The organism is Sivoneniella epilithica UHCC 1019 (assembly GCF_040830845.1).
GTDB lineage: Bacteria > Cyanobacteriota > Cyanobacteriia > Leptolyngbyales > Leptolyngbyaceae > ULC077BIN1.
On record NZ_JBFPDP010000008.1, the window covers coordinates 127881 to 151539 of the forward strand.

Consider the following 23659-nt stretch of genomic DNA (forward strand, 5'->3'; position numbering starts at 1 on the left):
ACCTTTTAGTGATGGGAATTAGCTGTTGGCGGAAAGGGCAAGTAGTGTGAGGGTGCGGATGCGATCGTGATTCTTGTAAAGCTCTTGGGTCAAACTCACATAGTCTTCGGACTTCAGGTGTTGTGGCACTGAGCACAGCGTTGAAACAAAGTAGTTAATGAAATCCATCTGTTCAGTCCGACTTCGTACTGCTAGGAAAGCATCTTTGGCGATTTTCTCCTTCTTGTCTTCGTACTCTTTCTTCTTGTCTGGTTTATCTTTTACCTCTGACCATTTGAGTTGGTATTTACTTTCCAGCTTGCGACCGACGTAATTTCTAACGAACTGAAAGACAAGCTCGTTAATTTTTGCGTCGTTCACTTTTTCATCGCTCATAGTTGGTTCATCCATTGTTTTCTCCTCATGTTGAAACGCTTCTCTCACATCTCGTCGAAAGTAATCATTTTCAATGCTTTGCTCATAGGGAAGGCTGCACAGTAATTTGTCAAACCCGCGATACCAGGGCTGATGATTGACTAGGTTTAGCAACCGCTGCTTGCGGAATAGGGGACTCCAATAGCCGTTGCGGATGCGGCTATATTCATTCACCATTGGTGGGTCAGGATCAAGGCGTGTGGTTCCCAAAACCCTGACATTGTTCCCCTGTTTTTCGGCATGGATCACATCCACACCCAGCACGGTATAAGCCGTGGCTTGTTCTCCGGTGGTGATGGTGAGGTGATCGCGCAATCGCCGCAGCAAATCTAGGGCACTTTCAATGGCTAGATCCACGACCGCATCACGGGGACGATAGCCAGAAATTTCAGGGCTGCGATCGCTTAAGACGAATGGCAATTCATCGCAAAAGCCTTCTAAGTCTGAAACGTCTGGAATCGCCAGCGCATATCCAACAAGGTCACGCTTCCCTTCGTTATTGATAACGGCTGGAATATAAATCTGGGCGGCAAACAGCCAAAAATGCAGCAGGAACTGAAATCTTGCTCGATCCTTGAATGGAACCGTTTCAGCGTTAAATGCTTGGGCACCTAGAAAGTAGGTGCTGGGCAAATCAACCGTAAACGTTTCTGGCTGAATTAAGTCCTTCCAAACTTTGGCAGCATCTTCTGTGTAGTTTCCGTCTGCGCGTGCTTCAAAGGGTTTGCGAGTGGCAGGAACACCACGTAGGATGCTCCACACCATATCTCGCCATAGCTTGATCCAGTGCCCATTCTTGCCGTCAGAGCTTTTGTCATACTGGGCATCGGCGAGAAACGAACCGCCTGGAACAACTACCGGATAGATATAAACCTTTTTCTGTTTGACCTTCCCTTTGGCATCGGTTTCTTCCCGTTCCTCCTCCCTCAGTGGCGCGATCACTGCCTTCGTTCTGGAGTTTTTGAGCAGTTGGGGACGGGCTTGCTCTTCTATACTGGCAGCATAGATTTCATCAAACAGGGCTTCCAACCCAGCCTGATTGATTTCTATGGCTGCCCCTTTTGCCTCTAACTGACTCACACGACAAATGACACCATTAGCCACTTTCTCTCTAAATTCTGGTTGGCGTTCTAGCCATCGAATAGTTGAGATTGCTCCTGCTAACCCTGCCCGATGTTGAGAAGATGGCAGTTCAGATAATTGATAGTTCAGCGTTAAAACTTCAACCTTTGGTGTGTCTTTTATCTTTGTTTTAGCCAAGATCGACCTCCTGCAAGTCTTTGGTCACAAAACCGCGTGATTCGTCATAATGTCCCTCCCACTGAGCCACATTCAGGTATTTAGGGAGCCAGTGATGCTCATCCGTGCGTTGGGTAGCCCATTTTTTCGGCACGTTGATAATGAATCTCTCTTTTTCGTGCTTCTGAGGCGAATCGAGAATGGCTTTGACCTCAGGCAGATCTTCGTCCAGGATGCAGGGCACAGCAAACTCATCCGTATCCCGAAATGAGCCGGGAGTAGCGTAGTAACCGCTGTTCAGGAAAGGCGAACTGCCATCAGCGTTTCGTTCGTGACGCGAGTGGTCTTCTAGCGCTTGCGCCAAGCGATATTGGCTGATTCTTGCGGTTCCCAGTTCATCCAAAAAAGTTCTGGCAGCACTTAACTCTTCCTTGGAATAGGGCAAATTGCTAGGCGACTCATAAACGTGCAATACCGCAAAGTCGCGCTTCAGATGGCGATTGGCTCGACCAAACCGCTGCACCATTGCCGAAATCGGGGCGATTTCTGTAATTAACACATCTGCATCCAGATCCAGACTCATCTCACAAACTTGGGTGGTGACGGCGATCGCGGCTTTTGCTGGCTCGTCCTTTTGAGGCGCAAATGCTAACACCGTCCGCTTATGAACTTCAGCACGATCACATAAACGAAATCGGCTGTGATAAGTCAGTACAGTTGTTTTGAGTCTAGTTTTAAGAGCCTGAGAGATAGCCAAACAGCGATCAACAGTATTCACGACCCACAATACTCGTAGCCCCGATTGATAGGCTTTTACCGCCTTGTTGAAGGCAGCATCAAAATTCTCAGTAGGCTCCAGTAAATAGCGTTCCGCTTCTTCTTTTTCCTTCAAGTCATCCAGCTTTTCTCGATCTGCTTCAGTTGGAAATACCTGCAAACCTGCTGCCACCAATTCATCACGCCGTGACTTTGGCAACGTAGCAGTCATACACAGTACTGGAACATCAAAGGTCTGCAAGAAGCTAATCAAGGTGTCGAACATGGAGCGATCGAAGCTATGCACCTCGTCAATAATCACCGCACTGTCTGCCAAAACTGGTAATAAGCAGAGACTTTGGTAGCTATGCTCCATAAAGCTGAGGAACTGATCGACTGTGGCGCTGAAGAATCGTTTTGACCAGAAGCCCAAAGCAAACAAACGCTCATCGGCTTCGGTGCGAAATATCTTACCTGCGATCGCAGCTTGCTTTGACTCCTCTTCCGGGTTATCCCGCATCGCTTCCAGTTCATATCGTGCTGTTCCAGTGATTAAGGCTGCATCTGCCTCTGGTGCCCAACCAACGTAATCCCGGAAACCCTCTGTCGCAGTGCCACGAGTCGGATACAGAAAGATAACCTTACCAAGGTTGTAGGTTTGCGATTGCACTTCTGCCCATTTCCAGGCAGCTAGGGTTTTACCAGAACCACAAGCAGACAGTAACAAAGCCTTGGAACCCTGTAGAGCCAATTGTTTCTGAAACTCACGCAAGCCCTTGGCTTTAATCTGCTCAAGGCGAGGCTGGATGATTTTGTCAGCAATCTCATTAGGAGCGATCGCCTCTGAATGCACAACACTTTCAATCCACTCAGCAATCTTCTTTTTTTCACGCACTAGACCTGATGCAGCGGCATCGGCAGCAATCAAGCCCGCTTTGACAGCAACTAGAAACCTTTGACGGTCTTTATCTTTCCGAATGGATTGACTAAACCGATCTGCAAAGCTGCGCCCACTTCGATAAGTTTTATCCCAGACAGAACCGGGTTTCCACGCGGCTGTCGGTAAAGAGAGGGTTGTGTTGAGATTCGCTACTTGAGCAATTGTGTCCAGTGTCCGAGCCACTTGCTCATGCATCAAATACAGTTCCAGTAGTGGTTTATTCGATTGGGGCTGACACCAACGGTAGCTTTTGCCATTGGGTGTCGTTTTTTCATCCTTCGATGCTTTCAGGTGGTGGGACAATACGGCTGCTGTAATCACATCCACATCTAGAACGGAATTGTGGCTCAGCCAGGTTCTGACTTCTGGCAAACACAAAATCAACGCGCTGAGATGTTCATGACGCAGCACTTGAGGGAGAAATCCTGGTGATGTCACGGCGGTATAGAAATCTTCGTTTGCCTTGCCGAGGTCATGAAACAGTGCTGCAACTTGTAAATTCAGGAGAAATTTTTGTTGATTTTCTTCTCCCCTGATTTGAAAGAAGCGACACCAATTTTGTCCCCAGCGCCCATTCAAACGAAAGATTTGCTGTGCAGCTTGCTCCGCATCGAGCAAATGTTTTTCCAGCGTAAGGATGCGATTGCTTTTTGCCCAAAGCGTATCTGGCATCTTATTCATAGACCACCCTCCCCCGCCGAGGAAGTGGATTGAAAATGCCACAGCCCATGCGATGCTTACCGCCTAGCCCACATGCCTGAAGTTTGAGCGAATCTTCGTCGTTGAGGTCGGTCACGATCAGGCTGAACCCAACCACTGAGTAGATTTTGATTTTGATTGCTTTCCGGCTCGGTTCTCCCGCTTCATTCAGCGGAAGAACCAGATTTCCTTGAATACCTAATGCATCCAGTTGTCGTTGAGCGGCTTGTTTGAATAGTTCTGGCTCTTGGAATTTCTTGATGGTGACAATGCGCGATCGCAACGTGTCAACTGGATACAGTGGAAAGATTTGTGGGATGCCAAGCTGAATTGCGTGTTTGCCAATCGTTAACTGTTGCCCAGCGAGTGGGAGCACCAATGAAATTTTTTCTGGTTCATAGGGTAGCCGAATTTTGAGTCGAGACTGCCTACTCAAGTAAATCTTGCCTTGACCATCTGGTTCACCAGAAATGGTCTGAATGCTCACCCCTTCCTGCTCATGGATTTTGGGGCAAAGATGAGCGATCGCGCTATACAACCCATACCCATGATCCGCAGGTAGAGTCTCCCCAATCACTCCAAAACACAGTTCCACATAGGGCAAGCTCAACGCTGCTATATCAGCTTTGTTTGCTTGAATTGATTGAATCATTCCACTACTCCTGGTTTGCTGTAGCTTTTACTCATCCCTTCCACTTCATCCCTGACTAGTTCCACCAGTTCCAAAGGCTCCCGCACAATCGCACCTTTCCCATACCCCAACACCCATCGTTTCAAATCATTTAGCCCCCGCACCACCATGCACAAGGTCAACGACCCATCCGAATGTTCCTGAAGATCCTGGGTTGGATGCCAGCGTCGCTCTCTCACATAGGGTGCCGTAGGTGCATCAAACCAGATAGCAACAGGCAGCGGCACCCCACCCGCCTCATGCTGAAAGATCAATTCCAGATGATCTCTGGCATCAAACGTTGGATCTGGCACAAACGTTTCTGGCAAAACCTTCAGATGTTTAATCCGGTCTACCCGAAACCAGCGAATTTCCTCCCGTTTATGGCAGTAGCCAATCACATAGGGGTTTGTGCCCCGATAAATATGCAACACGTAAGAGTTGAGCTTGCGCTCAGACACGGCATCCCGGCTAGCAGTGTAGTAAGTCATTTCGACCGTCTTTAAGGTCTGACAAGCCTCCTCTAGGGCGTGCCACACCTCCGGGTTCAGGTCAATCTCTGCCCCACCCCGAAACAAAATGCGTTCTTCCGATAGGTGTTGCAGGTCTACCCAGGTTTGCTCTGGCAACCGTTCACTTAAACGGTTAATGGCAGAACGGAGATCAGCCGCATAAGCTGAGCCAGAGTAAGCCTCCAGCATCCTGGCTCCGATCGTTAGGGCAAACAGTTCACCCTTACTTAGGGTAATCGTCGGCAAACGCCATTCCAAGTCGGTATAGTGGTAACCCTTTTGCCGAGTACATTCCAGGGGCGCACTGTAGCGATCGCGTAAGAAATTGAGATCATTCCGGATGGTTCTTTCGCTGACTTCCAATTCTGAAGCCAAGCTATCAGCCGTTTGACGTTGTTTCGAGCGAAGCAGAGAATCAATTTGCAGCAGACGTTCTAGGTGTCGGGACATGAATTTCTTGAACTAACTTAGCCACTATCGTAGAGAGGTAACCCTGCAAAAAACCTTCCGACTTCCAAGAACCAGAAAAGTATTTTGGCAAGCTCGTTGTGATTTGGCTGTTTTACGTGACAAGCCATGCCCCAGTGTTCCCTCGCGCCCTGACTACTGCACTACTACCTTGAAAAGGTTTCTCCGGAGAAAGCACCAAATCTTGAAGGTTCCTTTAACAACAGCCCCTTTTTGCAATACTTCTCAGCACAATTGGCTTTCTGAAAACTTGACAATGGCTCATAGATTTGTTGGACAACTGTCCCGTGCTTTAACTTAGACTAGTCCAGCAATAATTCAGCATAGTCAAACTTGGTTATGGAAACAGCAAGTTGTTAGTACCATTATTTTCCGAGGTAACTTTGCGGTGGCTTGACCCAGAGGACACAGAACCCAGACTTTGCCTGTTGATTGCCCAGTTTGAGCGTCACGCCCAACTTCTGCGCCTGTTGTTCACAGGCAAACTGTCCTCGCCAATCTCTTTCCAGCAGATCTTTGTTCCATTGGGTCAGGTTCTGCGCCAGCTTACCTTCTGGGGTGACTGCCCACTGCAACCGATTTGCCTGCTCCAATGTCAGTTGTCGTTTGCCTTGGGGATCAAGCTGAGTCGGGTCTAGCTGATTTTGTTGCTGATTAGCAATCGCCCAACCCACACCACCGCCAATTACCGCCGCCGCCACCAACAACGTCCCTGCCAGAATTGTGGAGGCTGCACTCAACTGATGCATGAACTGGTCGATCGCCGTCTTACGAAGTAGCGTATGCACCGAGTGAGCGATCGCCGTCTGTTGCGCTTTGACTGCCGTTTGCTCATATTGCTTCAGCCCCTTACGGTACTGGGCGATCGCCGCGTATAGTTCTGCCTGCCACTGCTCAAACATGGCTTTCAGTTCCACCGGGCTATCTTTAAGCAACACCTGAAGCCGTCCCGTAGCAGTCATTAGCGTGAACGCCGGATCATCCGAAGTCAGATCGTATTCACTAATCAGCTCCCATACTTTTGCTTTAACAGATTCCGGTTCTTCTTTAAGCAATCGCTCCAGAGCGTTTCGAGCAGGAGTTGAAGTAGGGCTACGAGAAACAGAAGGATTCACTTGCACTCCGTTTTGAGTCACCAGTGGTACAGCGTTAACGTCTCGATTCACACCAGGAACTTTTATTAGAGTCGATTGAGAAGAGACATTAGTTGATGTTGGTGAAGAGTTTTTTGGAGATGTTTTATCCGTAGGCGTAATAGTTTCCTCCAATAAGTCTTCATCAATATCATCGTCTAAATCCCAGGCATCCAAATCACTTTCATCCTGCAACAACTCATCAAGTCCTTCATCCTCGCTATTTCTATCAAATTTAGAGTTATGAGACATTGCAATAGTTCCGTCATCCATATTATTTATCGCTTCGATAGAGCAAACTATTACTAATTAGAAGTTTTCATTTGTAGTTGCTTATCTGAGGATTTATCAAATCCTTTGCTATTTTTGTGATTACCCAGTTGATTAGTTTTAGACAGCAACCCATTTGCTTTCGCCTCATCCAATGTTAAGGTTTCATTCCAAAGTCCCAAGAGTTCAAGCTCGTGATTTGTTTTCTTAAGAAAGGTAGCGATGCGCTGTTGCTCCAATCGTTCAAACCGCAGGTGTGGGTTTGGCATCTCCGCTTCCAACTCCTTAGGAAGCTTTAGTGCGGTTGCAAATGTCCAGCCTGATTGATAGAATTTGTTACGTTCGTAGGGTGGAAACTTGGGAAACTTCATCTCTAGAAGCCGACCCGCTTTGATGGCAGCCTGTAGATCCACATCCGCTTCAACCATCTGAGCACAACTTTGCCACTGCAAGTCAGTTCCCAGAAATTCATTTTTAACCATGACATGCAGCATTCGATTGGCACTCTGAGCATCAGTAGCCAAGGATTGTTTGAGCAGGACAAGGCTTTGCTCCGTTGGGTCACACAAGAACCATTTAATGAAGCAAACCGATTGTCCATTGTCTAGTGGCATATCTAACAGTCCATCTCGCTCCAGCCAATTAGCAACAGACTCATGGGCACCACCCGGTAGATTGACCAGCACCGATTTCGCCTGTTCGACTGAATGCCAGACTGCATCGAGTGCCTGATATTCAACTTCACTCAAGACGGTTGCGATCGCGTCGGGATAATGTCGCTTGACGTTGTAAGTGGCGCGATCAGCATCAATCAATTGAATGTAGTAACTTTTGGTTTCGCAGTAGTGTGCCGTAGCCAGAGTAAACAGCGATTTGCCTTTGCCACCAGCACCGCTATCCACTAGATGAATCGTTGGAGGTTTAGTCATTATTTGTATCCTTGTGCGTATCAAAAATGGGTGTCAAAAAAGTGCTGAAGTTTATGGCTAACTGGCTTTCTGGGTTGCATCCAGCGCCGCCTTTTGTGCCTGGAACATCATCCAGACATCGACCAGACGATTTTTCATACTGTTAGGAAGTCCATCTTGAGGCACCTCGACATCGGCATGGAAGGAACAGGTTTGCCAGCGAAAGTGCGACAGCAAGTGGGAGCGCAACAGATCAGCACTGCCCCCAGCAAAAACCACTTGATCGACATCCATCGGCAAGACTTCATCCAACCAGGACAGCAGAATCTGGCTATAATCGGCGATCGCTCGAGTCGTGATTGCCCCCAAATGCTTGATTTCGTCCGTTCGATCGGGTTCTTGGCGTGCCCGGACAATTGGGGCAAAGGCAGCGAGGCTATCGGTTTGGAGATATTGCACGATCGCGTCTAGCAACCGTTCATAACTCTGTCCGCTACTGTGAGCGAGAACCTGTTCAACTGCCTGCACAAAACCGAGCGTGCAGGTACGAGCCGTTATCAGACTCCCATGATCAAATACCAGAGTGCTGGCATTGCGATAACCCAGCATGATAACCGCCGTGGTAGTCGTCGCGAAGCTAGGAGATTTCTGGGCATGGGCAAGAATGACTCCACCACCTTCTACTGCACAGGCAAACGAATCCACCTGAATTTGCAACATTCCCGCAGGCGTTTCAAATTGATGCAATGCCTGGGTCAGCTTCTTCTGAAACCGATGGCGGTCTTCATACTCCCCTGCCGGTAATAGGCACGACAGCGACACTCGAAAGGTACTGGGTAGAGCAAGCTGCTGCTGAATCACCCAGAGGGCTGCCAGGGTTTTGTAGACTGCCCGTTCGTACTTGAGTTGTGCCAGTCCAGCATGGGCATGAAACCGTTGAGCAAAGTGACCAACCGCCCAATACTCAGCTTCACCCGGCACTCCCACCCAGGCAATGTGTTCCGGTGAGGGTTGCACCCTAGTTAGGGAATGGGCATTTGCCCCAGCGATCGCGGAAGCTGACACCTCCGCTACTTCGGGTCGCATCGTCAATAAATGGATGACTGGCGTTGTGGTAAACCGTTGTTGATAAAACACTTTGGTTGCCGATCCACCAAAGTCGATCGCCATCAAAATTGCTTTTGTTCTAGTTCGAGTCATGGGCATGATAAAAGAATCACAGTTTTAGCGTAGAAGGTGCGATCGTGTCCGTCCTCTGCTGATCTGGCTAAAGCTGCTCCCCTAACTGGGAGACTTTTGATCAAGTGTTAAAAAAACTCCCGACAGCAAAGTGTTATCTGCTATCGGGAGTTGCTGTACGGAGAGTTCAAGACAATTGATCAATGACTATTCGTCTTCATCCTCTTCATCGAGGTTGAAGTTATCGTCATCGCTCTCGTCATCACCCGTGACTTCATCGCCTTGATTGATCAGTTCATCTAGGAGTTCATCATCGTCATCTTTCGCAGGACTGGACGGGCGGCGACCACCATTGCGTCCGCGTCCGCCATTGCCCGTTTCCAGACTCACGTCCTCATCGTCATCGCCGCCCACTGACTGCGTGTTGTAGGACTGTAACCGCTCTTTATTGAGCCGCAGTAAGTCCTTGATGCCTTGCTTCGGATCAGTGTCCACGTCAGCCGAAAACTCAGCCGCGATCGCTGCCATCGTCGTCACATCATAGGTGGGCGCTTCAGCCGTACCAAACAGTTTCTCAAACAGTTTGTTGAGCTTTTGCCGATCCGCCGTTTTGCCTGCTTTGCGAACTCCCGCCGCCACTCCGCCCGTGATCAGGTTTCGCAGTTCGTAGTAGACCGCTTCTCGCACCCGCTGGCTGCGAGTTTTGAGTGTCACGCCATACTTCTGATTTACAACATTGCGCAATGACCGTGCTAACTCTTTGGAGTCAGTTGCTGGCTTTTTGGCAGGGGTTGCAGGAGCAGGAGGAGTTGCAGTCCGAGTTGTACCATTGGTTCGAGTTGCCATTGGGAATTAATCTCCTAATTGATGGGTTGCTTGTGCTGGGTTATTCCAAACACATCACTCCCCCTGCCGCTCGTGGCGGCGAGTTACCCCTTTACCCCTTTACTTTGCAACTTACTTTTAATTTTTACCACCCCAACTGGGAGCTACTTTGACATCCACTCCCACTGGAATTGGCGCAAGCATGGGTTGCGCAGCATCCAACATGGATTGCTTCAGCAAGCTTGCCACAGTTTGCCCCATTTCTGCCGGACATTCGATCAGGAGCTCATCATGCACCATACCGATGAAAACTGCACCAGTAGGTAGGAGTGGGGATAGTGCCGCCATTGCCAGTTTGATGATGTCAGCATTGGTGCCCTGCACCGGGTAGTTAAGAATTTCGTTGGGGTCAAGCCGACCCTGTTTCGCCCACACCCGTCGTCGTCCTGCTAAGGTATACCAAATGCGTTGTTTACGGACGTAAATTGCACGTTTCACTTGCCCGTGCCACTGCCGAATACCGGGATAGAGTTGAAAAAACTGACGGCTAAAGGTCTTCGCATCCGCCAAGCTCATTGTCACGCCATATTTGACCAGCGCGGTACTCTGGAGTTTCTTTGCACCCATCCCGTAAATCAGCCCAAAGTTGATGACCTTCCCCAATCGGCGCTCTCCATCGGTCACGTCCTCCAGTTGTTTATGCAGTAGAAATGCAGCCGTCAGGCAGTGCAAATCCTCACACTGCTGGAATGCTTGCTGCATCCGTAGATCGCCACTAATTTTGGCAACTAGGCGCAACTCCATTTGAGAATAATCGCCGCGCACCATCACGTTACCTGGAGCCGCCACAAAGCAATGGCGAATATCACACCGATGCGGAATGGTTTGTAGCGGTGGACGTTGGCAACTGGCGCGACCAGAGCGAGTTCCCAGTTGAAAGTAAGTCGGATGCAACCGTCCGGTAACAGGATGCACCTGCTGACTGAGCGGATGGATGAAGCTGGTCAAAAGTTTGGTGACTGAACGATAGGCTAACAGGGTCGAGATCGCAGGGTGTCGATCGACCAGAGGAGCCAGATGGGCAGCGTTGGTGGACTTTAGCATCATCCCTTTACTGCTCAATGCCGCTTTCACTTGTTGGTTAGAATTAGGATTAAAACCACCAGGATGGGTGACGTTAGAGCCACCGAATAAATTGATTTGGCGAGTGAATTGTGGGGATGAAATCTCCAGTTGTTGAGCGAGAGTCATCAGCAGTTCAGCTTGTTGGTTGGATAGCTCTTTCTCTAACACCTGCCACTGATTCAAGTGAAGCTGCATTCCAGCCAGTTCCATCTGAGCAAAGGCAGGTATCGCCTGACATTCCAACTGGCTAATTTTTAGCAGGTCGGCTTGCTTCAGTTTTTGTGCCAGGATTTGACTGAGTGGGAACAGGACAGCAGCATCGATCGCCGCATATTGAAGTTGCGGTTCACTCAGTTCTAGCCGCGAGAAATCACTCTGTTGCTCCGATTTATCGAGTGATACTCCTAATAGCTTGTGGACAACCGCTTTCAAACTACTGGAGGTTTTAATCCCACTGATCCACACCTTGTAGGCAAGTTGGGTATCGAAAAACGGTCCAACCAGGGACAGCCCCGCTTGAGTGAGGAATTCCCAATCGAATTTGGCATTATGGAAAATCTTCAGCGCTGAACTTTGCAGCAGTCGTTTGAGAGTGCTGCACCGGGTCACATCAATCTGAAAGCAGTCCACCAGCAAAATGGGCTGATCTCTGGCAGCAATTTGAATCAGTCGGAGTTGATCAATTTGAGGGTCAATTCCTGTGGTTTCCGTATCAATCGCTAGCACCCGTGCAGAGAGTAATGGCGCGATCTCAATCTCCAATTCTGCCAGGTTAGTAACCAGCCGATAGGGACATTGCAGCAGTGCCGTAGGAGATGGAGTAGATGGCAGCGATCGCGTCAGGCGGTTTTGACGCTGAGCCTTGAGCGTCTCTTGATAGGTGTAAAAACTCGTATCGACCATGGGTGTGATGGAGCCATTAGACAGTCAATACGAGGGCAGCGGTAGCAGTTCATACAAACCGTAATCACAGAGTTTGAGACCATCAACTGGAGTGCTTTGCAAACTGCTGATACCGCTCAAACAGTTGAGATTTAAGCGCTCGACTGGTGGCTTCGGTGCGAGTATCAGCACAGAGTTTGCGAAGGATGTTTCCTACATGAGATTTAACCGTGCCAGCACTGATGTACAGCTTGTGTCCAATCTGGGGGTTACTCAGTCCCTCCGACATCAGTTCCAACACCTGCACTTCTCGTTTAGTCAGTGGCTCAACTTCAACAGGTTCCATAGGTTTAGGGACTGGTAAATTTGCAGAATTGTTATCAGAATTGACTATAGATCTTGGTGCATGACTTGTTTCTTGAGAGCTGATTAATTGAGTCTGACGTTGATTCGCCAGGTTGACTTGATATTGCCGCAGCACAATCTTGGCGATCGCCGGATCAATCCAATGGTTTCCTTCATAGGTTTGCTCCAATGCCATACCAATTAGTCCAATCGAATTACCCTTCATGCAATAAGAATCGGCTCCAGCGTCAAACGCAGACAGCACATGCGCTTCTTCTACACTGACCGTCAGCACCATGACTTTAACTTGGGGATATTGGCGTTTGATCTGCTGGGTCACCTCAATCCCGCTCATTCCTGGCAAACCCAAGTCTACGATTACCACATCCGGTTGCCTTGCCCTGACCAATGCCAGCCCTTTCTCACCCGTCTCCGCTTCGCCAATTACTTCAAGTTTAGAACTGTGCTTAGGGAGTCCGACCATCAAGCCAAACCGGGCGAGTTCTTGATCTTCAATCACAATAATCTGAATCTTTTGATCTGTCATGATTTCACCGTAGGATTGTTCTTGACCTATGGACTGGTTGATTGCACCCATGATTCAATCCGCAAGATTTCCTGGCGACACTTTTCTAGCAATATCCGCCCCCTAACAAAAATTGGACGGGGCTGTTTTGCTAACCCTTCAAGTTGGGCGGTTAGTCGGGTTAAAGAGTCACTTTTGACGACCACGCAAGCCCCGCGAAACCGATGGCTGAACCGGGCAACAGTTTGCCAATCGCGCTGTGTTAGAGCACGATCTAGAACAGCCACTTCCTGCCGAGCAATTGTGATAAATTTTTTCACAACTAGCAGCACGGTTCCCCGCTCTTGAAAGGATTCCAGCAACTGCCCAACATCAATTGGCAAAGAGCCATCACGGTGTAAGGGTGCAGTTGCGCGTCTGCCCCATCGTTGCAGCATTTGACCCAGTTCCACTTGGGAGACTGGCTTGCTAAGATAATCATTCATGCCTGCATCCAGGCAACGTTGGCGCTCTTCAGCCAGAGCATGGGCTGTCAAGGCAATGATGGGCAGCGAGGCATAGGCAAGGCTACGGCGAATGATGCGAGTCGTGCTGTAACCATCTAATTCGGGCATCTGACAGTCCATTAGGACTAGATCAAAGCGATTCTGGCTGAGCTTTTGCAAAGCTTCTCGTCCTGTGTTAGCAGCCTTAGATCGATGTCCTAACCGCTGTAAGTGATGCTGCATGACAAACTGATTGATGGCATTATCTTCCACTAACAAGATAGTTAAGGATTGGAAATCAGCCTCAATTGGCGAGATCGCCTCAATTGGGTCTGCCAATGGCTCAGGATACCCAACCTCAAATCGGGCTGTAAACCAGAAGGATGAACCCTTGCCCGGTATGCTCTTGAAGTCAATCCGTCCCTCCATTTGCTTAACCAGTTGTTTGGAAATCGCTAGTCCCAGTCCAGTGCCTTCGTGCTGACGGGTGAAGGAAGCATCCACTTGAGAGAAGGCTTGAAACAGCTTGGCATGGTTGCGCTGGGCAATCCCAATGCCAGTATCGGTCACTTCAAACCGCAGAACCGCAGTGTCATGGCTAGTATCAGCACTGACAGTCAGGTTAACTTTTCCCCGCAGTGGGGTGAATTTAATGGCATTGCCCATCAAGTTGAATAGCACCTGCTTCAATCGATAAATATCTCCCCGCAACCGATTGGGAACCGTTCCTTTGGCATGAACGGTCAACTCAATCAGTTTCTCGAATGCCTGGTGTTCTATCACTTGGGTAACTTCATCGATACATCGATCCAGGTCAAACCATTGATACTCTAGATCAAGTTTGCCTGCCTCCAGTTTGGAGAAATCCAAAACGTCATTGATCACCTTCAGCAAGTGTTGGGAATTGGAGTGAATGATTTGAACGAATTGACGCTGTTCGGGGGGCAAACTGTCCCCTAGCAATAGTTCCGCACTGCCTAACACTCCTACCATTGGAGTCCGAATTTCATGGCTCATGTTGGCGAGAAACTGGGATTTAAGCCGAGCAGTTTCTAGGGCAGTTTCACGCGCCTCTACCAATTGGTCAATCGGCTGGATGAATAGAACGCTACCGCAGATTTGTCCATCTTGAACCCAGGATTGCATCGTCCATTTCAGCCAGTGATTTGTGCCATCGTTTAAAAGGATTGGGTCTTCAGCACAGTGCGTCACTTTGCCTCGAATGGCTTGCTCATGCGCGTCTTTCCAGTGATAAGGCACACACGACAAATTGTGACCAATCGATTCTCCCAATAATTTTGCTTCTGCTAACCAGCAGTCACTGTGAATCAGGGTGTGTCCCTCGCGATCAAAGAGCGCCATCGCGACAGGCGCATGGTGAATCAACGCCTGAAGCCGCTGGCGCTCTTGCAGTAATGTCGCAGAGTAGCGGAGTTGGCGGTACCAGCCAATGACAGCAGTGAACACCAGGCAACCCACTACCACCATTACCACCAGATTGAGCAGTGACAGATGAAATCCTGCGATCAACCTTGGAGCCTTTAACGGGTCTTGCACCAGGAGACAGCAGTGGATTGCCACAAGCCCAATCGCAATCCCAGCACTCACCATTCCAATAATCTGCTGCTTTGTCAGCCCCTTTTGCTGTTTTTTCAACTGCTTTAGATCAAAAAATCTCCTAACCATCAATGCCTCGGTAATTTACGTAGGAGCCGTAACGAGATAACTTTCACAAGTTGTTTTACAAAGGTCGGAGCTTAAAGTTCTTTCACCTCAACAGACGTAAAGGTGATTTCATAACAGACTATTAGCCTCAGACGCAGATCAGGTCAATAAAGTTACCGAGTTCTTCGTCTAAATTGCTTTTAATCAGGAATCGCTACTGTAGCAAGCTAAGGTTGTAGATCATATTGGCAGACAACAAGATCCCCCACCTGGCTGATTTGCCTGACTCTGTTCACCTGGTTATCTACCAGATGGGGGAGAATTACACGTACTTCTAGCGACATCTGCTTGTAAAAAATGCCAACCCTGACCTTTGCTGGAGGGTTGGCATGCCATTACTCGTCGTCTAAATCTTCATCAAAATCAAATTCATCGTCATCCGGCACGATCGCCTCGGTATCGAATACACCCAGGTCATCCAGTTCATCATCTGGCTCCAGGTCTGGTTTTGCGCTTCTAAGCTTTTGGGTTGCGGCGGGCAATGCTGGAACTGCCTCCGATTCACCAGGTAGTGCTGGCAGAGACTGTGGCTCCGTAAACCCGGCAATATCGTCATGGATGGTCCAGACAATGGCTTTGGTAGTTGGAGTTCCCAGAAACACCTGCGGCAAATTCGTCGGGTCAGGGTTGGTGACCACTTCAGTCTTACAGCACCAGGACTTGTTCTTGCCCTCACCTTGCTTTTCAGCTTTGAAGCTCACGTCCAGGATGCCCAAACTGCGCCATTTATCGCTCTTGCTAGAATAGCGCTGTCCGGTAAAGTCAGCAAAGGCTTTTTCGAGCTTGCGGTAGAACTCTTCACGGGCAGATTTGAAACTCCACAGTGCCACATTTTTGAAGCGAACCACGATTGGAGTGGTGTGCAAGGGTTGATTATGATCATCGAGAAACACTAGGGCGTGTTCGGAGCATACGTCCATGATCCGCTTATCTAGAGCGTTACGGTATTCATCGTAGGAACCGACGACAACATGTTCTAACGTTGGGTCGGCACTATTTTTCAGCAAGGCTTCTTCGTCTTTGTAGCGGATATACTCTGGGACAAACGCCAGTACCAGCAAGCGGGTTTGGGTGAAGAACATCCCAGTCACTTCATTTTCGCCAAAGGTGATGGTACTTAGGTCTTCGTCACTCGGTTGGTCTTTCCATCCGGCTTTATCAAGCTGGTCAGTGGGAATCAAAATGCCTGCGGGTTTGTCATTCACGACAATGCCGTAGGGCAGTTGCGGACGGCGGGTCTGGTTATAAGCGTCATTCAGCAGTTCGGGGTCAATCTCAAACGCAGTAGCTCTGGGCTTAGCGGTTCGTACTGTTTTAACGGTCGTCGGTTGAGTAGCTCTGGCTCTTGTGTTTACCATGCAGGGAAGTCCAAAATCAGCAGGGCGAGTCAGGCGGTAGCCAGTAGGTCGTTGTAGGCACCCATGGGCGCTCAGCTATCAACTGCCTTCGTTATGCCCACTCGATTGAGCAGCCCGTTGAATCATCTCCACGTCCATCTGAAGTCGCTTCGCAGTCTGCTCTACTGTTAAGCCAGTCTTTAGGTATAAAGCAACAATCCAGGGCAGAAGTTTATCCAGAATCTCTTGACGACCCTCCTCATACCCTTCTTCCCATACCTCCTGGTAAAACCGTGTTTGCCTGAGTTCTCTAAAGATCACGCCTAGCAACTTCGTATTATCTAAATGCTCAATTGTTTCCGTCTGACTGGATAAAACGCTGAACCGTTTCAACGTCTACTTGCAGTTGAGCGGCAATTTGTTCCACGGTTGCACCTAAGTTGAGCAGCATCGGAGCCAGTCGAGCCACCGTTTCTTCTACGCCTTCTTCTCGCCCCTCTTCTCGTCCTTCTTCTACGCCTTCTTCTCGCCCTTCTTGCTTGACCTCTTGATAGAATCGTGTTTGTTTGAGTTCATCTAGTCCTAGCATTTGCCTTATTTCCTCTCGACTCAGGTTTGGGAACTTATACACGAGTATGGTTGTGATCAATTCTACAATTCGCTGCTGTTCTGCAACATCCGTAGCTTCTTGCTGTGCCCGTTGGATTAGTTGTCTGGCGCGGTCAGGGGCGATCGCTTCCTGGACTCCAATCAACTGCAATACGTCCAATTCTAACGAACGGTCAACTGCATCTGCTGGAAGCTGGTCTAAATAAATGCGGCGAAACCGGGAACTATTGTCAAAGTCTTGAAAATGCACCGATAGACCAGGGTCTAAACCCTGACGGCTAAAAATTAGAACCGCTTGCCAGTCATTCGCTGGGGTAAAGTCTTTCAGGTAAAGAAAGATTTCGGCAAAGAAGCTGAAATAGAGGTTGTTATCGCGGTACCCCATGACTTCGACAAATACAATTGGCGAGTTTGGCTCCTGAACAGATGGGGTAAGAATGCCATCCAGTCGGAAGCTGGTTTGCTTCACTTCCTGGGAACCAAAGGTATAAGACACCGCTGCTGGAACCTCCTCACCCATTAACTCAAACACAAGCTCTGGATGGTCGGAGAACAGTCGATAAAACAGGCTGTCGGTTTTCATGCCGCAACAGAATAGAGTCTTTGTACTATATCATCACTTCGGAGATCGCCTCCAGGTTCGAGATCGCCGCCCACAGTGGATCATTTTGGGATTTATGCACAACGGCTGATGGGTCATGAGGCACTTCAGCCGATAGCTGCATCATGATCCATTCCTGCGTTTGTTGATGCAACTCATCAGTCCACTCATGCACCATTTTTTGAGCCATCTGGTCTGAATGCAAGGCGATAACAATCAGTTTCAACTCGCTGGGGGCGATCGCAAAATGCTGGGTAACTGTCCATAGCTTGACGAGATCGCTCCAGTTCAATTCGGGCGAACGTATACCCCACTCAACCAGTTTAGGAATGCCGTAACGAAAGCCTAGATTCACTTCAACCTGGATAGTATGAGGCATATCCTCCACGTTGAGAATGGTATAAATAGGCTTATGTAAATACAGTTTTTTATTGGGTTTAAATAAATTTGGGAGTAATGTTTGCACCTTATAAACCAACTGATCAAGCATAGGATCAGTATCTAGAAATGGTTGGATTGGTAATCCTAGATGCCACTGATGAATGACTCGCTGTAGCTGCTCTTGGAGATGAGAATTGTGATGGGTATAGGAGGGGATTTGTTGGTTACGGTCAGACTGGATTCGATAGAGATCAGAAATCGTGATCAGCATTGGTCACCCAAACAACGTCCGGTGCCTATGCCAGTCGGCAGGTTTCCCAGTCCATCACGATTTGTCAACGCCTGATTGGGAGAGGGTTAATCCTTCAGTTGGGGACTGGAGGAAACGTGGCAAATTCTGCAAGCTGGATAGCGATGTTTATCATGCGCGATCGCCCCTCTAGCCATGCTCTTATTCTTCAAACCCTTCTCCGCGTCTCCTCAGCCGATCATTGCGGTATCCCCTAACAACTATTTGGTGCCGTTTACCAGCGTGTTTCGGGACTACAACAATCCCAAAGGTTGGGGATTCATGGGTGCTTTTCTATTGATGGCACTAGTGATGCTGATTGCAGGCAAAGGCAGAGGCAAAATCACCACAGGGCGGATGGCGGGTAGAGCCGAGCAACTGGCAGCAACAGGACTGGCACTCAAGCAACTGCGTCAGCAACGGCATGATCGAGTAACGCTCTGGTGCGGCAAGCCTCGTTACTGGATGGGAACTCTGCGTCATCCATCAGTGCTAGCAACTCGTGTGCAAACTCTGCTAGGAGCATCGCCGACCGTCTACCTGCCCGATGCCCAACGCAGTATGTTGGTGATTGGCAAACCGGGTAGTGGTAAGACCTTTAGTGCGATGGATTCGGCGTTGGAGAGCGCTTATGTCCAGGGGATTCCGGTCATCCTCTACGACAAAAAAGGTTCGCAAATGGAACTCCATGCGCCGCTGGCGGCTCGGTATGGCTATCAAGTCTGGGTGTTTGCGCCCGGAGAACCTTACAGTGGCGTGCTCAATCCCGTAGACTTCATTCGTGACCCAAGAGATTCGGTGATGGCAGGGGAAATTGCTCAGGTGATTAACCGCAACGCTTCGCTGGGAGGCAAAAGCGATGAGTTTTTCACCAAAGCAGGAGATTTGCTAGCACGGGCATTACTGCAATTGATCAAGGCAACGCCCTACCCCGACTTTGCCATGCTCTATGCGGTGCTGCGTCTGCCCAACCTGGTGCATCGGCTTGACTATGCGGTGCAAACTCGGCAGATGGATGAGTGGGTTGCCACCAGCTTTAATAATTTCCTGGCAGCCAAGGATGCGGAGAAAACAATTTCGGGAATCTTAACCACGGCTGCGGCAACTTTTAGCAGCTTTATTCAAGCTGATTTGCTACGGGTGTTTCTGGGCAAATCGGATATTCCGACCACGCTGGAAGGGCGACAGATGATTATCTTTAAGCTGGATGATGCTCGTCGCAGTGTAGTCGGTCCCTTGTTGGCGGCAGCGTTGCATTTGGAGATTGTGGCAAACCTTTCCCAGCCACGTAAAGACCCACTGGTAATCTCGCTGGATGAGTTGCCGTCCCTCAAATTAGAACGGTTGCCCCAGTGGATTAATGAATATCGCTCGAATGGTGCGTGCTTTATGCTCGGCATTCAGAGTTTAGAGCAGTTATACGACATCTACGGCGACAAGATGGGCAGCGCGATCGCGTCTGCCTGTGCCACGCATATCCTGTTTGACCCTGGAAACTTCAAAACAGCGGACGAGTATTCCAAGCGGTACGGCGAAAAGGAAGTGGTGGTTCGTAGTCGTTCTACCAGCGTCAATTTAGGACTGCACACCAGTCGTTCAACCTCCTGGAATGAGTCGTTGCAAAAAGTACCGCTGATCTCACCCGATGAAATTCTGCGCTTTGAGGAAGGCAAGTGCATCATCACCAACCCGGCTTATCGGTCACGGGGCGAAGGGTCTGTGCCCTATCGCCTCAAAATCCCGATTTCCCCAGCGGAGATCAACCGTCGGCAGCAAACGATGAAACTATGGGCAACTGTGGAACAGAAGCTGCAACAGCGGGTCAAACTGCTAGATGAGGAATCACTCACTCAGGCACTCTATGAGCGGATTGCAGCGGCTGAGGAATTGCTGCCATTACCGGACAGTGAAGGGACAACCCCTGCTGCAAAGCCTAAAACAGCAGAGACTATTGGAACAGGCAAAGTATCAGAGGTCAAAACGCCAGCGACTCTACGTAAGACTGCACAGCAACAGGCAGCACCCAAAGCACGATTTCGACCTTGGGTGCGCTAATGGTTTCCTCACTCATCAACCTTGACAATCAAGACTCAACACCTTTGCCAAAGACGAGTTTCAGTTCAACACTGCGGGGAGCCACGATTTTGTTCTTCGCAGTTTTAACCTTGATCGTGATGCCATATTCGTCATCACCGCACTTCAGGGTCATGATGCGCCGAACCTCAAGCCGAATTGACGCATAGTATTTCAGGGCATTGCCACCCGTTGTGGTTTCTGGAGTGCCATAGATGACTCCGAGTTTGTAGCGCAATTGATTGATAAACAGCACGGTACAGTTTGATTGCGTGGCATTGAGTTTATTCACAAGTCGTCCCAAAGCTTTGCTCATCAATCGGGAGTGCAGTCCAGGCAGATAATGCTCCATCTCAGCTCTTAATTGTTCTTTTGGAACCAAGGCAGCCACCGAATCGACGACAACCAACGCAATTTTGCCCGATGCCACCAGGCAATTGACTAACTCTAATGCGGCTTCACCCGAATCCGGTTGCGCTACCAATAGCTGGTCGGTTCGCACCCCGATCTCCCTGGCATACTCGACATTGAATACGTGTTCGGCATCGATAAAGGCGGCGATTCCACCCGCTTTTTGCACTTCCGCGATCGCGTGGAGTGCCAGAGTGGTCTTACCAGAGGCTTCCGGTCCATAAATTTCGACAATCCGTCCTTGGGGTAAGCCCCCACCTAAAATCGTATCCAGTTTGGGGATGCCGATGGAGCAGCAGTGGATGGGCAGATGAGCCGCATTGGCTAAGAACACGCCAGCGGGAAATAACTCCTTCAGTTGTCGGTCATAGCTCAGGTGCTTGATAACAGATGCAATCTCTTGTTGGACATCCGGTTGAATATCTGTTCCGGTGCCCTTGCCATTGGTTTTATGTTTGGTTTTCATCGTGCAAAAGTGTGTTCCGTAAATTGACCAGTCTTTCCCGGTGGGAATGGTCACGAGTCACGGGGAAAGTAGCGGTAGCAAGACAACCATCAAGGCAAGGGTGAAACCTCAGAATGGGAAGATGGGGCGATCGCCTCCAGCAGGATCAGCCCCATTTGCTTCAATAACCCCTGATTCCGATCTGGGCAACCATGCTGAATGAGGCAACGCGGACAACCTGTTTCACAATCACATTGGTGAGCCAGATTTGCAGCAGTTTGGCAAAGCTGAGTGAAGTGGTTAAACACCGCTTCTGTAGCTCCGTTTCCGCCATCAGCCGTGTCAAAGAACAGACCACAGGAGCCGCTACCATCCGGCTGCACCACAAATTCCAGGTCATGAGAATCTGTCCGCACGACCATCGGCAGCGCCGTCATTATCTGATGTCCGAGACTGTGCAGGGCAATATATTCGGCTGGATAGTTCCATAGCACCTGATAGTCCTTGAGAATTGTCTCCTGCATGCCCAATATGGCTTTAGCTGTTCCAGCGATTTGTTGGAGTGATTGGATCAGTCCATCGCTCAAAGATAGAGTCAGAATTGGGGTGTGATGCTGGGTCACATAGGGTTCTGGAAACCGCTCTTCATCCAGCAGGGTCAAGAGTTCCGCTTCCCGCGTTGGCTTGCCACACAGCAGACAGGTGGTGGTATTGGGTAGCGGAGTTCGATAATGGCTACACTTGCGGTTCAGACAGGTACGCTGATAGAGCCGCATAAACCGCTGATAGCCTTCGACCACCTGACGAAAGCTGCCAAAGCCCAGTTCCAGGGTGAGCCATTGGCACTCCTTCGACTCAGGACTGAATGTTGAAAGCTCAACTTGAGTTGTGGATAGTGATCCGGCAATCTCCCAGATAGTCAAGGGCTGAACGGCAACCTGTTTAGGCGGAGTTAACGGCTGATCACACTGGGCATCCAGCCGAAGTACCGCAGAAGTCAGCAAGTCATCGACAGCGGTGCGTTGCAGGGTCGCCACTCGTTGGGTTGTATCCAGCGACAGGCTGCGGTAAGTCGCCAGTTGTCCATCGTCATCCTGCCGTCGGTAAATGGCTCCTGGAAACACTTCTCGATAGGCAATCTCATCACTCGTGGATTCCAGCACCTTGCCCGTCGCCTGCTCCACCAGCTTGGTCGTACCCATCCCTACCCCGCCGCGAAAGTTGATGTCGCCTTGCGGAAACCCTTTGGAGTAGAGTCCTTTACGACTGTTGTGCAGATGCCCCCGCTCGATTAGCACTTTGGCGACCGGAAGCGATACTTTACCAAATGCCTGCTGGATCTCTGTCAGCGACAGACTGCCTTCCGATGCCGCACACAGCAGATGCTTTGCCAGTAGAATCGGATAGTTAGGGTTGAAGTGGATGGATTCGATGGTTCCGAAGAGGCGATCTCGATTCGTAAAGTAGCCGTCCAGCAGGTTTTGAGCCACTGGAACATAGATGGCGAGTCCCTGGCGTTTGCGTCCAGCTCGTCCGACTCGCTGCCAGAAGTCAGTCAGACTACCAGGAAAGCCGCGCAAAATAGCACAGTCCACCACAGGCAAGTCAATTCCAGCTTCCAGGGCTTCTGTGCCCACAATCCAGTCAATCTCGCCGGCTTCAAGCTGTCTCATAATCTGCGATCGGCGCTGGTCATCCAGAGAGCCATAGAAGACTGCAACTCGATTTGCCAGATCTGCCCGCTGCTGGAGATTGGCTTCTTTAGTCACCAGTTCCACCGCCGACTTGACGGCATGGCGGCTGTTGCAGAAGGTAATCCCTCGCAATCCCTGCTGCATCAAGTACAGCATGATCCGAGCGACATCGGCACTCGTATGGTGGGAAGGCTGAGTCACCAGAAGGCGCTTGGCTGCGGTCGCTGCTCCACTCTGCTTCAACCAGACTAGGCGTTTTGGACTATCTCGTTGCTTGCGTCCAGAGAGCATTTGAGCCAGTTGGGTTGGATTCCCACAGGTGGCAGAGAGAAAGATGAACTGCAACGCTTCAGCATTGCCGCCATAGCGATCCACGACGAGTTTCAACCGCTTCAGCAGCAGTGCCATATTGGCTCCGAAAACCCCGCGATAGGTGTGGCATTCATCAATCAATACGTAGCGCAGGTCGTGGAAGAATGCTTGCCAGCCCTCTAATCTCCAGGTGGTGCGAAGCTGGTAATGGAGCAGCTCTGGTGTCAGGGCAATTACATGGGGATGAGCCGCCAGCAGGGTTTCTCGTGCTTCTTTGCTGGTGTCACCCGTCATCTTGGCGAATGTTAAGCGATCTGCTTCCGGCATACTAGAGTTCTTGCATGAATCAAGCAGAGAGCGCAAGCTCAAAGTTGATGATCGCTGCAATCAGGTTGAAGCGCAACCC

Annotated in this window: 19 protein-coding genes; 2 read left to right on the forward strand and 17 right to left on the reverse strand. The window is 49.7% G+C overall.

Features of this window, described 5'->3' with window-relative positions:
* Positions 1 to 18: 18 nt before the first annotated feature.
* From cmx8 to AB3R30_RS07700, 15 genes are all read right to left on the reverse strand, one after another.
* Positions 19 to 1674, reverse strand: coding sequence for a type I-MYXAN CRISPR-associated protein Cmx8 (gene cmx8 / locus AB3R30_RS07630; protein ID WP_458648567.1), 1656 nt, complete (start codon positions 1672 to 1674; stop codon positions 19 to 21).
* On the reverse strand, positions 1667 to 4030 hold the full coding sequence (gene cas3, locus AB3R30_RS07635; protein ID WP_458648568.1) for a CRISPR-associated helicase Cas3': 2364 nt from the start codon (positions 4028 to 4030) through the stop codon (positions 1667 to 1669). The genes cmx8 and cas3 overlap by 8 nt, the downstream gene beginning before the upstream one ends.
* Positions 4023 to 4700 (reverse strand): type I-MYXAN CRISPR-associated protein Cas6/Cmx6, encoded by a 678-nt coding sequence (gene cas6 / locus AB3R30_RS07640; protein ID WP_458648569.1) that lies wholly within the window; start codon positions 4698 to 4700, stop codon positions 4023 to 4025. Before cas6 ends, cas3 begins: the two co-directional genes overlap by 8 nt.
* Positions 4697 to 5680 (reverse strand): helix-turn-helix transcriptional regulator, encoded by a 984-nt coding sequence (locus AB3R30_RS07645; protein WP_458648570.1) that lies wholly within the window; start codon positions 5678 to 5680, stop codon positions 4697 to 4699. The genes cas6 and AB3R30_RS07645 overlap by 4 nt, the downstream gene beginning before the upstream one ends.
* A gap of 383 nt (positions 5681 to 6063) precedes the next feature.
* On the reverse strand, positions 6064 to 7083 hold the full coding sequence (locus AB3R30_RS07650) for a DUF6753 family protein (RefSeq protein ID WP_458648571.1): 1020 nt from the start codon (positions 7081 to 7083) through the stop codon (positions 6064 to 6066).
* 53 nt (positions 7084 to 7136) lie between these two features.
* Entirely contained in the window at positions 7137 to 8030 is an 894-nt protein-coding gene (locus tag AB3R30_RS07655; protein WP_458648572.1) for a hypothetical protein, read from the reverse strand.
* A 57-nt stretch (positions 8031 to 8087) separates the two neighbouring features.
* Positions 8088 to 9209 carry a ParM/StbA family protein gene (locus AB3R30_RS07660; RefSeq protein WP_458648573.1) on the reverse strand — a complete coding sequence of 374 codons (1122 nt, stop codon included), beginning with the start codon at positions 9207 to 9209 and terminating at the stop codon, positions 8088 to 8090.
* A gap of 186 nt (positions 9210 to 9395) precedes the next feature.
* Positions 9396 to 10034 carry a hypothetical protein gene (locus tag AB3R30_RS07665; RefSeq protein WP_458648574.1) on the reverse strand — a complete coding sequence of 213 codons (639 nt, stop codon included), beginning with the start codon at positions 10032 to 10034 and terminating at the stop codon, positions 9396 to 9398.
* A gap of 117 nt (positions 10035 to 10151) precedes the next feature.
* Positions 10152 to 12041 (reverse strand): DNA polymerase, encoded by a 1890-nt coding sequence (locus tag AB3R30_RS07670; RefSeq protein ID WP_458648575.1) that lies wholly within the window; start codon positions 12039 to 12041, stop codon positions 10152 to 10154.
* Between the two features lie 82 nt (positions 12042 to 12123).
* Positions 12124 to 12912 carry a response regulator gene (locus AB3R30_RS07675; protein ID WP_458648576.1) on the reverse strand — a complete coding sequence of 263 codons (789 nt, stop codon included), beginning with the start codon at positions 12910 to 12912 and terminating at the stop codon, positions 12124 to 12126.
* 26 nt (positions 12913 to 12938) lie between these two features.
* Positions 12939 to 15062, reverse strand: a complete 2124-nt coding sequence (locus AB3R30_RS07680) for an ATP-binding protein (protein ID WP_458648577.1) — start codon at positions 15060 to 15062, stop codon at positions 12939 to 12941.
* Between the two features lie 374 nt (positions 15063 to 15436).
* Positions 15437 to 16459, reverse strand: a complete 1023-nt coding sequence (locus AB3R30_RS07685) for a DUF5895 domain-containing protein (protein WP_458648578.1) — start codon at positions 16457 to 16459, stop codon at positions 15437 to 15439.
* 78 nt (positions 16460 to 16537) lie between these two features.
* A complete protein-coding gene (locus AB3R30_RS07690) occupies positions 16538 to 16831 on the reverse strand; it encodes a hypothetical protein (protein ID WP_458648579.1) in 294 nt (97 codons plus the stop codon).
* Positions 16788 to 17630 carry an Rpn family recombination-promoting nuclease/putative transposase gene (locus AB3R30_RS07695; RefSeq protein ID WP_458648580.1) on the reverse strand — a complete coding sequence of 281 codons (843 nt, stop codon included), beginning with the start codon at positions 17628 to 17630 and terminating at the stop codon, positions 16788 to 16790. Before AB3R30_RS07695 ends, AB3R30_RS07690 begins: the two co-directional genes overlap by 44 nt.
* Before the next feature lie 25 nt (positions 17631 to 17655).
* Positions 17656 to 18300 carry a hypothetical protein gene (locus AB3R30_RS07700; RefSeq protein WP_458648581.1) on the reverse strand — a complete coding sequence of 215 codons (645 nt, stop codon included), beginning with the start codon at positions 18298 to 18300 and terminating at the stop codon, positions 17656 to 17658.
* On the opposite strand from AB3R30_RS07700, the gene AB3R30_RS07705 reads away from it, so the two are divergent.
* Both AB3R30_RS07705 and AB3R30_RS07710 read left to right on the forward strand, forming a co-directional pair.
* A complete protein-coding gene (locus tag AB3R30_RS07705; RefSeq protein WP_458648582.1) occupies positions 18300 to 18536 on the forward strand; it encodes a hypothetical protein in 237 nt (78 codons plus the stop codon). The genes AB3R30_RS07700 and AB3R30_RS07705 overlap by 1 nt on opposite strands.
* Positions 18537 to 18546: 10 nt before the next feature.
* Complete coding sequence (locus AB3R30_RS07710; protein WP_458648583.1) at positions 18547 to 20373, forward strand: type IV secretory system conjugative DNA transfer family protein; 1827 nt, start codon at positions 18547 to 18549, stop codon at positions 20371 to 20373.
* A 28-nt stretch (positions 20374 to 20401) separates the two neighbouring features.
* Here AB3R30_RS07710 and AB3R30_RS07715 read toward each other — a convergent pair whose 3' ends face one another.
* Positions 20402 to 21268, reverse strand: a complete 867-nt coding sequence (locus AB3R30_RS07715) for an ATPase domain-containing protein (RefSeq protein WP_458648584.1) — start codon at positions 21266 to 21268, stop codon at positions 20402 to 20404.
* Positions 21269 to 21357: 89 nt separating this feature from the next.
* Positions 21358 to 23580 carry a helicase-related protein gene (locus tag AB3R30_RS07720; RefSeq protein WP_458648585.1) on the reverse strand — a complete coding sequence of 741 codons (2223 nt, stop codon included), beginning with the start codon at positions 23578 to 23580 and terminating at the stop codon, positions 21358 to 21360.
* Between the last annotated feature and the right edge of the window lie 79 nt (positions 23581 to 23659).